General features: G+C 59.7%; 16 protein-coding genes and 1 riboswitch. Of the genes, 15 read left to right on the forward strand and 1 reads right to left on the reverse strand.

The features are described from left to right. The first annotated feature begins 2 nt into the window (after nt 1-2). The 12 genes from WKF55_04900 (at nt 3) to WKF55_04955 (ending at nt 10,150) form a co-directional block, all read left to right on the forward strand. Nucleotides 3-1,208: a phosphoglycerate kinase gene (locus WKF55_04900; protein MEJ7758912.1), complete on the forward strand. Its 1,206-nt coding sequence runs from the start codon at nt 3-5 to the stop codon at nt 1,206-1,208. After that, a complete protein-coding gene (tpiA, locus tag WKF55_04905) occupies nt 1,205-1,963 on the forward strand; it encodes a triose-phosphate isomerase (GenBank protein MEJ7758913.1) in 759 nt (252 codons plus the stop codon). Before WKF55_04900 ends, tpiA begins: the two co-directional genes overlap by 4 nt. Before the next feature lie 69 nt (nt 1,964-2,032). Further along, nucleotides 2,033-2,512 carry a preprotein translocase subunit SecG gene (secG, locus tag WKF55_04910; GenBank protein MEJ7758914.1) on the forward strand — a complete coding sequence of 160 codons (480 nt, stop codon included), beginning with the start codon at nt 2,033-2,035 and terminating at the stop codon, nt 2,510-2,512. Nucleotides 2,513-2,524: 12 nt separating this feature from the next. Then, nucleotides 2,525-3,676 (forward strand): glutamine-hydrolyzing carbamoyl-phosphate synthase small subunit, encoded by a 1,152-nt coding sequence (carA, locus tag WKF55_04915; protein ID MEJ7758915.1) that lies wholly within the window; start codon nt 2,525-2,527, stop codon nt 3,674-3,676. A 112-nt stretch (nt 3,677-3,788) separates the two neighbouring features. Beyond that, complete coding sequence (locus WKF55_04920; GenBank protein ID MEJ7758916.1) at nt 3,789-4,127, forward strand: HU family DNA-binding protein; 339 nt, start codon at nt 3,789-3,791, stop codon at nt 4,125-4,127. A gap of 18 nt (nt 4,128-4,145) precedes the next feature. After that, a complete protein-coding gene (locus WKF55_04925) occupies nt 4,146-4,388 on the forward strand; it encodes a MoaD/ThiS family protein (GenBank protein MEJ7758917.1) in 243 nt (80 codons plus the stop codon). Nucleotides 4,389-4,390: 2 nt separating this feature from the next. Further along, nucleotides 4,391-4,819, forward strand: a complete 429-nt coding sequence (locus tag WKF55_04930) for a molybdenum cofactor biosynthesis protein MoaE (GenBank protein ID MEJ7758918.1) — start codon at nt 4,391-4,393, stop codon at nt 4,817-4,819. Beyond that, nucleotides 4,816-5,799, forward strand: a complete 984-nt coding sequence (gene moaA / locus WKF55_04935) for a GTP 3',8-cyclase MoaA (GenBank protein ID MEJ7758919.1) — start codon at nt 4,816-4,818, stop codon at nt 5,797-5,799. Before WKF55_04930 ends, moaA begins: the two co-directional genes overlap by 4 nt. 93 nt (nt 5,800-5,892) lie before the next feature. Next, nucleotides 5,893-6,822, forward strand: a complete 930-nt coding sequence (gene mdh / locus WKF55_04940) for a malate dehydrogenase (GenBank protein MEJ7758920.1) — start codon at nt 5,893-5,895, stop codon at nt 6,820-6,822. A gap of 7 nt (nt 6,823-6,829) precedes the next feature. After that, entirely contained in the window at nt 6,830-7,492 is a 663-nt protein-coding gene (locus tag WKF55_04945; GenBank protein ID MEJ7758921.1) for a succinate dehydrogenase cytochrome b subunit, read from the forward strand. A gap of 1 nt (nt 7,493) precedes the next feature. Then, on the forward strand, nt 7,494-9,407 hold the full coding sequence (locus tag WKF55_04950) for a fumarate reductase/succinate dehydrogenase flavoprotein subunit (protein ID MEJ7758922.1): 1,914 nt from the start codon (nt 7,494-7,496) through the stop codon (nt 9,405-9,407). After that, the gene (locus WKF55_04955) at nt 9,407-10,150 is read left to right on the forward strand and encodes a succinate dehydrogenase/fumarate reductase iron-sulfur subunit (protein ID MEJ7758923.1); all 744 of its coding nucleotides are present in this window, start codon (nt 9,407-9,409) and stop codon (nt 10,148-10,150) included. Before WKF55_04950 ends, WKF55_04955 begins: the two co-directional genes overlap by 1 nt. Before the next feature lie 90 nt (nt 10,151-10,240). Further along, nucleotides 10,241-10,335, forward strand: a riboswitch (cyclic di-GMP riboswitch). Between the two features lie 737 nt (nt 10,336-11,072). Here the strand turns inward: WKF55_04955 and dcd are convergent. Then, entirely contained in the window at nt 11,073-11,627 is a 555-nt protein-coding gene (gene dcd, locus WKF55_04960) for a dCTP deaminase (GenBank protein MEJ7758924.1), read from the reverse strand. Between the two features lie 170 nt (nt 11,628-11,797). On the opposite strand from dcd, the gene WKF55_04965 reads away from it, so the two are divergent. Genes WKF55_04965 through WKF55_04975 form a run of 3 tightly spaced genes read left to right on the forward strand, consistent with a single transcriptional unit; the run spans nt 11,798 to nt 13,517 of the window. Then, a complete protein-coding gene (locus tag WKF55_04965; GenBank protein ID MEJ7758925.1) occupies nt 11,798-12,202 on the forward strand; it encodes an NADH-quinone oxidoreductase subunit A in 405 nt (134 codons plus the stop codon). After that, nucleotides 12,193-12,819: an NADH-quinone oxidoreductase subunit B family protein gene (locus WKF55_04970; protein ID MEJ7758926.1), complete on the forward strand. Its 627-nt coding sequence runs from the start codon at nt 12,193-12,195 to the stop codon at nt 12,817-12,819. Before WKF55_04965 ends, WKF55_04970 begins: the two co-directional genes overlap by 10 nt. Further along, nucleotides 12,816-13,517 carry an NADH-quinone oxidoreductase subunit C gene (locus WKF55_04975; protein MEJ7758927.1) on the forward strand — a complete coding sequence of 234 codons (702 nt, stop codon included), beginning with the start codon at nt 12,816-12,818 and terminating at the stop codon, nt 13,515-13,517. Before WKF55_04970 ends, WKF55_04975 begins: the two co-directional genes overlap by 4 nt. Nucleotide 13,518: the final 1 nt, after the last annotated feature.

Genomic DNA, 13,518 nt, shown 5'->3' on the forward strand with positions numbered 1-13,518 from the left:
CTGTGAAGACGGCCACTGTCCTCGATCTCTCTGACGAGCAGCTGAGGGGGAAACGCGTGCTGGTGCGGGCAGATTTCAACGTCCCACAGAACAATCACCGCGAAATCACCGACGACACGAGAATCAACGCGGCGATCCCGACCCTCCGACACCTCCTCGCACGCGGCGCCAGACCGATCGTTCTGTCCCACCTCGGCCGGCCAAAAGGCGCGCCAGATCCTCGCTATTCGCTCGATGTCGTAGCCGTCGGGCTGCAGGCCCTTCTCGGCTCGACAGTGAGTTTTTGCGAAACGACCGACAGCGAGGACGCACTCGAAAGGTCGCGGTCGCTGCCGGAGGGCGACGTGCTGCTGCTCGAAAACACGCGATTTTTGCCGGGGGAAGAATCAAACGATCGTGATCTTTCCCGCAGGCTCGCCGCGCTGGGCGACGTTTTCGTGAATGATGCCTTTGGGACAGCCCATCGTGCCCACGCTTCGACCGCAGGAGTCACCGAGTTCCTGCGACCCGCGGTCGCTGGTTTGCTCATGCAGCGTGAGCTCGACTACCTGGGCGCATCCCTGACGGATGCAAAGCGCCCTTTTGTTGCTGTGCTGGGAGGGTCCAAGATATCCGGGAAGATCGATGTGATATCGCATCTCCTGCCCAAAGTGGACGCGATGCTGATCGGCGGCGCAATGGCCTGCACCTTCTTTCGCGCCCGGGGATTCGAGACAGGCCAATCGCTGTTTGAGCACGATCGGGTTGATATGGCCCGGAAAATCCTCGAGACGGCAGGGAGCCGGCTCATCCTTCCGCACGATGCAATCGTCGCCCGTTCGGTTGATGACCCGGAAAGTGCGCGGACAGTCCGCGCGGACTCTATCCCGCCGGATCATGCAATGCTCGACATCGGTCCTGAAACATCGCAATCATACGGGCGGGCCATAAGATCAGCGAAGACTGTGCTGTGGAACGGGCCGATGGGGGTTTTTGAAACTCCCGCGTTTGCCAGCGGAACGCGCGCGATTGCAGACGCGATGGCGGCAGGCGCGTCCCAGGGCGCGATCACAATCGTAGGTGGCGGCGACTCGGCTGCCGCTGTCGGGCAAGCGGGGCTTTCGGACCGCATGAGCCACGTTTCGACCGGGGGTGGCGCATCACTTGAATTTCTCGAGGGGAAGCTTCTCCCCGGCGTTGAAGCGCTCGATACCCGGAGTGCAACATGAATCGGCCCGTCATTGCGGCTAACTGGAAAATGAACAACGGGCCCACGTCGGCCGGTGAGTTCATGCAGTCATTCCTCGATCAATATCCAAGGCAGAACGATCGCACGATCCTCATATTTCCTCCTGCGCTCTCATTTCACGTTGTGGCTGCCGCGCTCGCCGACCGGCGAGACATTCTGCTGGGCGTTCAGAACGTCCACGCTGCAGACCAGGGTGCATTCACCGGCGAATTATCCGTCGGAATGGCGCGCGACGCTGGGGCCCGGGTCATCCTAGTTGGTCACTCCGAGCGTCGCCACATTTTTGGCGAAACCAGCGAGCAGACAGCTCTGAAATGCGCGGCTACGGAGCGAGGCGGACTGACCCCCCTGCTTTGCATTGGGGAGACCCTGGCTCAGCGAGACGCCGGAGAGGCCGAAGCTGTGGTTCTGGACCAGCTCCGGGTGGGCTTTTCGCAAATGACACAACTTGCGACGAGGGAAGTAATGGTCGCATATGAGCCCGTATGGGCAATCGGAACAGGCCGTACTGCCACACCCGACGACGCGACGTCGATGCACTCGGCCATTCGGACCGAGTTGAAAAACCTCTGTGGGGATCGCTCGCGAACTACACCTGTGCTTTATGGTGGCAGCGTGAGCGCAGCCAATGTCACCTCTTTACTCGCCGCACGCGAAGTGGATGGTCTCCTTGTAGGCGGCGCAAGCCTCGATGCAGGATCGTGGCTGACCGTTGCCCGGGGACAGGCACCCTGACGTTCACTTGACTGTGTCGCAGGATTCCGGCGATATTGCGGGCTGCTCGGGTGTCTCCAACAACTTGAAATGTTCTATAATTTTCTTCTCGTCATTCTCGTAATCGACGCGATAGTTCTCGTCGCCAGCATTCTTTTGCAAGCCGGCAAGGGCAGCGGACTCGCCGCCAGCTTTGGCGGTGCGAGCTCGTCGCCAGACGCCTTCATCGGCATCCGTCAGGCGGGGACCTTGCTGACGAAGGCCGCGTGGTGGTGCGGCGGCATTTTTCTGACGCTCGCATTCGTCCTCCAGATCATGTCGACGCGGGCGCGGGCACCTCGCTCGATTCTCGAAGATACGTTTTCGAATCCGCCGGCCGGCGCAGCGCCTGCGCCTCTGTCAACGCCACCTGCAAGCCCTGCTGTACCGCTCGAGCCGGCTCCAGGAGCCGCCCCACGGACCATACCACCGCCGCCAGCGGCGACCGCTCCGGCTACTCGACCACCCGCGTCAATTCCGCCTGCGGGCGCGCCCGCTACCACTCCTCCCCCGCCGCCGTCGCAACGGTAACCGGGCCGGGCGATGGACGTTAACAGTGAGCCAGGGTTTCTCCTCCTCGAGGACGGAACCCTTTTTCACGGCTCTGTTACTCGCAACCGATCCGATTCAAGCGGCAGCGACGCAGTTGTGCGCGCGGTCAGGAACGAGCCGGTCGTCGCTGAAGTCGTTTTCTCAACGAACATGACTGGCTACCAGGAAATGTTCACCGATCCTTCGTTTCGCGGCCAGATCGTCGTCATGACCGCGACGCAGATCGGGAATTACGGGGTCAACACCGAAGATCCCGAATCGACCACGCCTCAGGTAGCGGGCGTGATCGTCCGTGAATTATCTGCCTCGTACTCCAACTGGCGTGCAACGGGCAATCTTGCGGAGTGGCTTGGCGCCGCCCAAGTGCCTATCCTGCATGGCGTTGACACCCGTCGTCTTACACGCCACCTGCGGTCAGCGGGTGTCATGAGAGGCGTGATCGACACGGGCGAATCGCCGAGTGAGGTGGCGACGAACGCGCTGGCCGGATGTCCGTCGATGGAGGGGCTCGATCTCGCATCGAGAGTGTCCACGCGCGACCGGTATGTCTGGGGCGATCCTCAGGCCACCAGACACATCATCGCCTACGATTTTGGGATAAAACGCAATATTCTGAGACTGTTCGCCGACAACGGTTGTCGCGTCACCGTTGTGCCGTCGACTACGCCGGCGACAGATGTTTTGACCGAGGCCCCGGACGGTATCTTTCTCTCCAACGGACCTGGCGATCCTGACGCCATCGCCTACGCGCCGGATGCCGTTCGCGATCTTGCCACAAGCGGCATCCCGGTGTTCGGGATCTGCCTCGGGCACCAGCTTCTTGGGCTCGCTTTCGGAGGGTCGACTGTGAAGCTCCCGTTCGGTCATCGGGGGGGGAACCATCCGGTGCGGGAAGTCTCATCGGGCCGGGTTCTGATAACCTCACAGAATCACGGGTTCGCCGTGCAGGGCGACGAGGCGTCGGTCAGTGGCGCCCCGGACCTTGCGGTGACGCACGTGAATCTGAATGACGGCACAATCGAGGGCCTCAGACACTCCCAACTGCCCGTTTTCGGCGTTCAGTATCATCCTGAGGCCGCGCCAGGGCCTCACGATGCGGTTCCACATTTCGCTGAATTTCTGAAAGCTATTCAGGACCGCTGAGGCATCCGCGCGGACAATTGAGCGGCTCCCGAAACGCTTGACACGGTTTTAGTAACGTCATAATATTTAACGAGTTACGTTATTCTGCGGGCGTTACTTCAGAGGCACATTCATGACGAAGGCGGACCTTGTCGAACGAGTCACGGCGCAGATTTCCCGCACCGCGGGGCCGATGATCTCAAAGAAGGACTGCGCCCGGGTCGTCGATGCTTTTCTCGAGTCGATCAAGGAGTCACTTCAGCATCAGGAAAACATCGAAGTGCGGGGATTTGGTACATTCAAGATACGGAGACGCAAGACGCGGATGGCCCGGAACCCACGGACCGGATCGCCCGTAGAGGTCTCGGCGCGGCCTGTGCCTGTTTTCAAACCTTCGAAAGAGTTGCGAGCACTGGTGGCGGGGGTCGAGATCTCCGAGCTGAGCGACGCCAATATTGCCGACGAGCAGTAATTTGAGTTGGGAGGTCCAATGAACGTCACGGTCAGGTTCTTTGCGTCGTACGCCGATTCTCTCGGCCGCTCCACCATGGATTTAGTTTTGCCCGATGGCGCCACAGTGCTCGATTTGAGGGCCTCGATCGCGGCCCTGCCAGACGCGTTGCGGCTGCCGCCGAATCCACTGATCGCCATCAATCATGCTTACGCTGCACCGACAGCGCTGATCGCCGGTGGGGATGAGATCGCCGTCATTCCCCCGGTTGCTGGCGGCTGAGGGTGAGGGTCAGGCTGGTCAACGAAACGATCGAAACCTTCCGGCTCCTCGATGAGGTGGCTTCATACAGCAGGGGGGCGACTGCGATCTTCGTGGGCACAGTCCGAAATCAAAATAATGGCCGTACAGTCACAGCGATCGAGTATTCCGCATACGATGCTATGGCTGAGAGCGAAATGCTGGCCATAATCAGCGAGGCTGGGGAACGGTTCGATCGGCCTGATATCGTAGTCGAGCACCGGCTGGGGCTGCTGCAAGTTGGCGATGCGAGCATCGTGATAGCAGCCGCTCATGAACGTCGCGCGCAGGCTATTGGTGCTATGCAATACGTGATCGAGGAGTTCAAGCTTCGGGTCCCGATTTGGAAGATGGAGCATTACGAAGATGGAAGCCGGGTCTGGATCGATCCGACACGGGAGCGCGCGGCGTGACCGCAAGCCTGCTGGACCAGCACGGGCGAAGCATCGAGTATCTTCGCGTTTCGGTCACGGATCGATGCAATTTCAGGTGTCTCTACTGCATGCCCGCCGAGGGTCTCGAATGGCTGCCCAAGGCGGATATTCTGACCTATGAGGAGATCGCCGCGATTGTCGGCCAACTCGCCGCGGTTGGCCTTCGCCGAGTGCGGCTGAGTGGCGGCGAGCCGACGCTCCGGCCGGGACTGACAGCGCTCATTGCAATGCTGCGGTCGATCCGGGACATCGAGGATATTTCGCTATCCACCAACGGCGTCCGCCTGGCCGAGCTTGCGCCGGCGATGAGGCGGGCTGGGCTCGACCGGGTGAACATGAGCGTCGATTCATTGCAGCCCGGCAGAATCGCGACGATTGCGCGACGTTCAGTGAGCTTCGATCCGGTCGCTGCGGCGACGGCTGCCGAGCGAAATGGACTCGACCCAGTCAAGATCAACGTAGTGGTGATGCGGGGGATCAACGACGACGAAATTCTTGATTTCGCCCGATTGACACTCGACCACCCGTGGCATGTCAGATTCATCGAGTTGATGCCGGTGGGCGACATGAGAGCGCTCACGTGGGATCATATCGTCGAATCGGAAGAGGTTCTCGACCGAGTATCGGCCCTTGGCAGCGTGACCCGTACTCCGGGACCGGCGCAGAGTAATGGGCCGGCTGATTATTATCGGCTCGACGGTGGTGCCGGAACGATTGGTGTCATTTCGCCGATGACGCACACCTACTGCGGCTCGTGCAACCGCGTTCGCCTCACAGCCGATGGGCGCCTGCGAACATGCCTGTTCGGAGACCACGAGGTCAGTCTAAGGGATCCTCACCGCCGCGGCGAACCACTCGAGCCGTTTTTTCGACAGGCGTTGGCCGAAAAACCAAAGGAGCACCAGCTGTTGCAGATGCGCGTTGGCGGACTTCGGGCACTGTCGCAAGTCGGAGGGTAGACCGCTACTACCGGCATGGCGCCGACAGTTTGCCCTCCCGCACCGCGCGAAATAACTTTCGCGCTCGAAGTCATTCATCCCCGGACAAATTAAATGGTCAATAAAATAACGGTCGTCGGCGCAGGCAATGTCGGCGCGACGACCGCTCAGCGTATCGCCGAGAAAGAGCTGGCGAGGCATGTAATACTCGTCGATATCCAGGAAGGGATTCCTCAGGGAAAGTCGCTCGACCAGTGGCAATCTGCACCTATCGAAGGTTTTGATTCCCGGGTTACTGGCACCAACAGCTACGAGGAGACGGCTGGATCCGAAGTGGTCGTGATCACCGCTGGCATTGCGCGCAAGCCGGGAATGTCGCGCGACGACCTTCTCAATACGAATGCCGGCATCGTCAAGCAGGTTTCCGAGAGTGTGCGCGACACGTCTCCCAATGCGATTGTCATCGTGGTGTCGAATCCGCTCGACGTCATGTCGTATGTCGCGAAACAGGTGACCGGATTTCCCCGCGAGCGTGTGCTGGGTATGGCCGGTGTGCTGGACACAGCGCGCTACCGGGCCTTCATCGCCGAAGCACTTGACGTATCGGTTCGCGACATTCAGGCAATGGTGCTCGGCGGACACGGCGACACGATGGTCCCGCTGATATCGTATACAAGTGTAAGCGGAATCCCCGTTACGCAACTGATGTCGCGGCAGACACTGGATGCCATCGTCGAACGCACCCGAACGGGCGGGGCCGAGATCGTCAAGCACCTGAAGACAGGCTCTGCGTATTATGCGCCTTCAGCTGCGGCCGTGCAGATGTGCGAGGCGATCGTCCGCGATCAAAAAAGAATTCTCCCTTGCGCCGCCTGGCTCGAGGGAGAGTACGGCATGTCGGGCCTGTTCCTTGGAGTGCCCTGTGTTCTTGGCAGCAAGGGCCTTGCAAGGATCATCGAAGTCGAGCTTACCGAGTCTGAGCGGGATGCACTTGCCAAGAGTGCCGAAGCGGTTCGCGAGCCGATGAGCGCGGTGAGCCTCTAGTGCGGAGATGAGCCGGGTAGTTCGATTCTACAAATCGGCGATAGGAAAAAAAGCAGTGATGGGCCTCACGGGGCTGATATGGGTTGGATTCGTCGTTGGACACATGTCGGGTAATCTGCTGGTGATGCAGGGCCGTGAGGCGATCAACGCATATTCGCATTTTCTGAAAAGCACCGGCGAGCTTCTCTGGCTGGTGCGGGCGGTACTTGCCTCGGCACTGGTTGTTCATGTTGTTGCGGCAGTTCAGCTGACAGTGCAGAATCGCGCTGCCCGTCCGGTGGGCTACGCACAGCGCGAACCGCAGGTCTCGACAGTGGCATCCCGCACCATGAGGTGGGGCGGGGCTCTGTTGCTGCTGTTCGTCATACTACATATCCTGCATTTCACGACGGGAACCATCAGGCCGGCAGGATCGTTCAGTGTCGCTGATGTCTATTCAAACATTGTAACGAGCTTCAGAATCTGGTGGGTGTCGGCGTTCTACGTAATTTCAATGATTGCGGTCGGATTGCACCTTTATCATGGCGTGTGGAGTTCGGTCCGTTCGCTTGGTTTTGCGCAGCGCTCCACCGACCCGCTTCGCCGAAAGTTCGCGCTGATCGTTGCTGTGCTGGTCTGGTTCGGATTTACAATAGTTCCGGTGGCCGTGATCGCCGGCTGGGTGCGATAACGTGGAGCTGAACGCACGCACGCCCGGCGGGCCGCTCGAGAAGAAGTGGGATCGTCATCGCTTCGAGATGCGGCTGGTCAATCCGGCTAACAAGCGGAAGTACGAGATCGTCGTCGTCGGCTCCGGTCTTGGCGGCGCAGCCGCGGCCGCGACGCTTGCCGAGCTTGGCTACAAAGTCAGGTGTTTCTGCTTTCAGGATTCCCCGCGACGCGCGCACAGCATTGCGGCTCAGGGCGGCATCAACGCCGCCAAGAATTATCAGAACGACGGTGACAGCATCTACCGGCTGTTCTACGACACGATCAAAGGCGGGGATTTCCGCGCGCGGGAGGCAAACGTCTACCGCCTCGCCGAGATCAGCGTCAACATCATCGATCAGTGCGTTGCGCAGGGGGTGCCGTTCGCGCGGGAATACGGCGGGCTGCTGGCCAATCGTTCGTTTGGTGGGGCGCAGGTCTCGAGAACTTTTTATGCACGCGGTCAGACCGGCCAGCAGTTGCTGCTTGGCGCATATCAGGCACTGGAGCGACAGATCGCGCTTGGCAATGTCGAGATGCATACGCGCTCGGAGATGCTCGACCTCGTGGTTGTGGATGGCAAGGCGCGCGGGATCGTCACGCGCGACCTCGTGAGCGGCAAGATTGAGTCGCATGTCGCCGATGCGGTGGTGCTCGGTACTGGTGGATATGGCAACGTTTTCTACCTCTCCACCAACGCAAAGGGCTCAAACGCCACCGCCATCTGGCGCGCGTACAAGCGGGGTGCAGCGTTCGCGAATCCGTGTTTCACGCAGATCCATCCGACCTGTATCCCCGTCAGCGGCGAATATCAGTCAAAGCTCACGCTGATGAGTGAATCGCTGCGCAATGACGGCCGCGTGTGGGTGCCCCTGGCGGTGGGCGACAAGCGGCCCCCACGCGAGATTCCGGAGGCAGAGCGCGACTACTTTCTCGAACGCAAGTATCCGAGCTTCGGCAACCTTGCCCCTCGTGATATCGCATCGCGCGGGGCGAAGGAAGTTTGCGATGAGGGCCGCGGTGTTGGAGAAAGCGGCCTCGGGGTGTATCTCGATTTTGCCGACGCAATCGAGCGGCTCGGTGAAAAGGTCATCCGGGAACGCTACGGGAATCTTTTCGAGATGTATCAGCGAATCACGGACGAGAATCCCTACACGCTCCCCATGCGTATATACCCGGCGGTTCACTACACAATGGGCGGGTTGTGGGTCGACTATAATCTGATGAGCACCGTTGAAGGTCTGCACGTGATTGGCGAAGCGAATTTTTCCGATCATGGTGCCAACCGGCTGGGCGCAAGCGCGTTGATGCAGGGTCTGGCGGACGGTTACTTCGTTCTGCCCAATACCATTGGTGATTACCTCGCGTCCAGCAGGCCGTCGAAACTCGACTCGACGCATCCCGCGTTCCGCGAAGCCGAAGCCGGAGTGGCGGAGCGCACGGAAAAGTTCCTGACGATTGGCGGAAAGCGGACGGTGGATTCTTTTCATCGTGAGCTTGGCAGGATCATGTGGGATTCCTGCGGTATGGCCCGCAACGACGCCGGCCTGCGAAAAGCACTCGAGCTCATCCCGGAATTACGGGCTGAATTCTGGCGAAACGTGAATGTTCCCGGAAGCGATGCGCAACTCAATCAGGCTCTCGAAAAGGCGGGACGAGTTGCTGATTTTCTCGAGCTTTCCGAGCTCATGTGCAGAGACGCTCTTCATCGCACTGAATCCTGCGGCGGACATTTTCGAGAGGAAAGCCAGACCCCTGACGGCGAGGCGCTCCGGAACGATGAGGATTTCACTTATGTAGCAGCCTGGGAATACGCGGGCGCGGACAGGGAGCCGATCCTCAATCGCGAGCCACTCGTGTTCGAAAATGTGAAGCTGTCGCAACGGAGCTACAAGTGATGCACCTCAAGCTCCGAATCTGGAGACAGGAGAACGCGGGCAGTCGTGGGGCCCTGGTTGACTACGATGCACCGGACATCAGTCCTGACATGTCGTTTCTGGAGATGCTCGACGTGTTGAATGAGAGGCTGACCGTGGAGGGCGGAAACCCGATAGCGTTCGATCACGACTGCCGCGAGGGAATCTGTGGGTCGTGCTCGCTGATGATAAACGGGGCTGCTCACGGACCGATGAAGGGAACCGCCACATGTCAGTTGCACATGAGAAGCTTTGCCGACGGCGATACGATCGTCATTGAACCGTGGCGAGCCAAAGCATTCCCGGTTATTCGCGACCTGGTGGTGAACAGGGAAGCGCTCGACCGGATCATTCAGGCAGGTGGCTTCGTGAGTGCGTCAACCGGCGGCGCACAGGATGCGAACGAAATTCTGATCGGCAAGACTTCTGCTGACGCTGCAATGGATGCCGCGTCCTGCATTGGTTGTGGTGCGTGCGTGGCCGCATGCCCCAACGCCTCGGCTTCACTCTTCACGGCGTCAAAGATCAGCCACCTCGGGCACCTGCCGCAGGGTCAACCCGAGAGACATCGGCGCGTCATCTCGATGGTTGCACAGATGGACCTCGAAACGTTCGGAAGCTGCACATTATTTGGCGAGTGCCAGGAAGCTTGTCCGAAGGAGATCAGTATTGACACCATTTCGCGAATGAACAGGGACTTCATTCGAGCAGGCCTGCACGGCTGAAGGGTCAGCCGGCGAGTTGCGTTTCAAAAACGCAATCGTCGAGGGTGCAGTAGCCGACATCCACATGCATGAACGCTCTTCCATGCGGAGTCGCGATAAGGGCAAACCCGTCGAAAGGCGGGGACGCAAAGCTACGAGGCTAACGTCCGCGAAAGCACGCAGACAATGCCAGTCGAGCTACCAAACTAAATTCAACGAACAGGCTCCTGCGCACAAATACCCTCGCAGCGCCAACCACTCCACCACCGCCACCACCCCCGCCGCCGGCACCACCACCACCACCACCGCCACCGCCGCCTGTCAACACTGCGCCCGTGGCCAACTTCACCTGGAGCTGCAGTGGCCTGACGTGCAACCTCAACGGATCGAGTTCGACCGATGATGGTCAGATTGTCTCCTACAACTGGAACGTCGGGAAGTCAGCCGGTCCGACGGCGACGGGGCAGGTCGTATCCGCCACGTATCCGCACGAGGGAAACAGGGTTGTGGTCCTCACGGTGACCGACAACGCAGGAAACAGCAGTTGTGTAACGAAAACAATAGTTGTCGGTGGGGGCTGTAGTGCCGCCGCCTCCGCCTCCGCCTAACGCGCCACCCGGCTGCGAACTTCACCTGGAGCTGTACAGGCCTGACATGCACACTCGACGCATCCAGCTCGACCGACGACGTGCAGGTTGTCTCCTACACCTGGAACCTCGGGCGGTCACCGGATCCGACTACCTCAGGCAAGGTCGTTAGCGCCACCTACCCGCACAGTGGTAACCGCGTCGTCACCCTGACGGTGAACGAGGCTAACGCCTGCGTGAACGCGCAGACCACGACAGTCGAGTTACCGAACGAAACACACGGAGGAATCATATTGTTGCCTGGGAGGGGATCGATGGCGCCACGCCATCGACGTGCTTCCCCGGCGCTTTGGTTCCTAAAGTTTCGGGAGAGTTACCCCGGTCTGCCCCTGATACTTTCCCTTCTTGTCCTTGTAGGAAACGAGGGGTTCCTCATCGCCCTTGAAAAACAAAACCTGCGCGATACCCTCGTTGGCGTAAATCTTCGCGGGCAGCGGAGTTGTGTTGGATATCTCCAGTGTTACGTAACCTTCCCACTCCGGCTCGAGCGGGGTTACGTTCGTGATGATCCCGCAGCGCGCGTATGTGGATTTACCGACCGTAACCGTAAGCACATTCCGGGGGATCCGGAAATACTCCACCGATCTTGCGAGCGCGAAAGAATTGGGGGGCACGATACAGACTTCACCTTCGTACTCGACAAAGGACTTCGGATCGAAGGCCTTCGGATCCACTATCGAGTTCAGGACATTGGTGAAGATGCGAAACTCGTTCGCCACCCTCATGTCGTATCCGTAGGAGCTGACGCCATACGAGATTACGCCGGAGCGCACCTGACTGCTCTCGAATGGATCGATCATGCCATGCAACGAGGCCATCTCGGTGATCCAGCGATCTGATTGGATTGACATTTGTTGGTTGGGAATTGCGGAGCCGCCGTGCATCGGTTGCCGACGCCGGGCGCGTGAATGTAAGAAGTCCTTTCGTTTCCGTCTACCGCGTCCCCTTTCGCGCGTGCCGGTGGGGACGATAAATTCTGGTCTCAACCGTTAGTGAAATTTTTCACGAAGTCCGGAACTCAATGAGTCGCGCGTACCTGCCGGTGCTGATGCTCCTCGGGTTTGTGGTCATGAACGCTCTTCTGATCGTGGCCATTTCGGCCCTCACAATGCGTTCGCGTCCCACGCCCGTAAAACAGAATCCATACGAATCCGGGATCCCGGTTCTCGGAGACGCGCGCGAGCGCTTTTCGATCAAGTTCTACCTTGTCGCGATTCTGTTCATCATCTTCGACATCGAAACCGTTTTCATGATCCCGTGGGGCGTCTACTACAGGCACCTGTCATGCTCGGTTCCACTCCTCAACGGTTCGTGTCCTGCCGGTCAGACTTCGTTCTTCGGACTCGGCGAGATGCTCGTGTTCATGCTGATTCTCGTGGTCGGCCTGGCGTACGTCTGGAAAAAGGGAGCACTTCAATGGGACTAGCATCTCGCACGGAGACCCGCTCGGTCTCCTACGAACCGCAGAGTCAGGAAGGCTGGGTCACGACCCGCCTCGATTTCCTGGTCAACTGGGGGCGCGCCAACTCGCTCTGGCCAATGCCCTTCGGAACGGCATGCTGCGCCATCGAGTTCATGGCCACCGCCGCAAGCCGCTTTGATCTCGCGAGGTTCGGCATGGAACGGATGAGTTTCTCCCCCAGGCAGGCGGATGTTCTCATCTGCGCTGGGCGTGTGCCTTTCAAGCTGGCACCGATCATCCGTCGGATCTGGCAGCAGATGCCTCAGCCCAAATGGTGTATTTCGATGGGTGCGTGCGCTTCCAGCGGCGGGATGTTCGACAACTACGCGGTTGTCCAGGGAATCGATACGATCATTCCGGTCGACGTTTACGTTCCCGGCTGCCCGCCGCGGCCGGAAGGGCTGATCTACGGCATCCGGATGTTGCAGGACAAGGTGATGAACGAACGTGGGTCGGACAGCCGACTCAGGGACGAGATCGTTCCCGATCCTTCCAGTCAGCTGTATATCCCTGCCGCCGCCATCGACGAATTGTCGGAGCCATTCGGTAATTCGGTACAGCAGAATCGATCAGCGCCGTGACTGAGAAGTTCGACGTCGTTGCCGCAGGCAGTGCAGCAACAGATGGGGTGGTGCCGGCAACGCCACGGAACATTCCGCACCGGGGCGGACCGCCAAATCCAGGCAGCGCCGCGATGATGGCACAATTTCCGGGTTCGGTGCTCCGCAGCGATGTGGTCTGGGGCGAAACCACAGTGGTTATCAAAACGGACGCTGTTACCGGCATCATGCAGTGGCTCCGCGATGATCCTGCGCAGCGGTACGATTATCTGAGCGACGTCACCGCCGTTGAGTACCGCGACTTCGACCAGCCAATCGAAGTCGTCTGGCACCTCCGCTCGCTGCCATTTCGGCGGTTTTTGCGTGTCAAGACCCAACTCGCCAAGGACGCACCCCTACGAGTGCCGAGCGTCTGGGGGATATGGAAAGCCGCAGACTGGATGGAGCGGGAGTGCTACGACATGTTCGGCATCGCGTTCGACGGTCATCCGGATCTGCGCCGGATCCTCATGTGGGAGCAGTACAAGGAAGGCTATCCGCTGCGCAAGGATTTCCCATTGCGCGGGCGTTTCAGTCGCGCCGAGCAGTTGCGACAGGCGTTGTCGCAAAATCCTGAAGCGAAGTATTCGATGGACGAGCTCAGCATTGCCGACGCTTTCGAGGACTTGCCCGAAGAGATGCGCAAGCGGCTGGGCGCCGGCGAACGGACGGGGGAGTAGC

Source organism: Gemmatimonadaceae bacterium, from assembly GCA_037721215.1.
In the GTDB taxonomy this organism is placed as follows: domain Bacteria; phylum Gemmatimonadota; class Gemmatimonadetes; order Gemmatimonadales; family Gemmatimonadaceae; genus UBA4720.

Bases quoted from the DNA above. Each gene is read 5' to 3' on its own strand.
- mdh (MEJ7758920.1), top strand. From the start codon at position 5,893: ATGGTCAATAAAATAACGGTCGTCGGCGCAGGCAATGTCGGCGCGACG.
- WKF55_04955 (MEJ7758923.1), top strand. From the start codon at position 9,407: ATGCACCTCAAGCTCCGAATCTGGAGACAGGAGAACGCGGGCAGTCGT.
- WKF55_04925 (MEJ7758917.1), top strand. From the start codon at position 4,146: ATGAACGTCACGGTCAGGTTCTTTGCGTCGTACGCCGATTCTCTCGGC.
- WKF55_04970 (MEJ7758926.1), top strand. From the start codon at position 12,193: ATGGGACTAGCATCTCGCACGGAGACCCGCTCGGTCTCCTACGAACCG.
- WKF55_04945 (MEJ7758921.1), top strand. From the start codon at position 6,830: ATGAGCCGGGTAGTTCGATTCTACAAATCGGCGATAGGAAAAAAAGCA.
- secG (MEJ7758914.1), top strand. From the start codon at position 2,033: ATGTTCTATAATTTTCTTCTCGTCATTCTCGTAATCGACGCGATAGTT.
- dcd (MEJ7758924.1), bottom strand. From the start codon at position 11,627: ATGTCAATCCAATCAGATCGCTGGATCACCGAGATGGCCTCGTTGCAT.
- carA (MEJ7758915.1), top strand. From the start codon at position 2,525: ATGGACGTTAACAGTGAGCCAGGGTTTCTCCTCCTCGAGGACGGAACC.
- WKF55_04920 (MEJ7758916.1), top strand. From the start codon at position 3,789: ATGACGAAGGCGGACCTTGTCGAACGAGTCACGGCGCAGATTTCCCGC.
- WKF55_04965 (MEJ7758925.1), top strand. From the start codon at position 11,798: ATGAGTCGCGCGTACCTGCCGGTGCTGATGCTCCTCGGGTTTGTGGTC.
- tpiA (MEJ7758913.1), top strand. From the start codon at position 1,205: ATGAATCGGCCCGTCATTGCGGCTAACTGGAAAATGAACAACGGGCCC.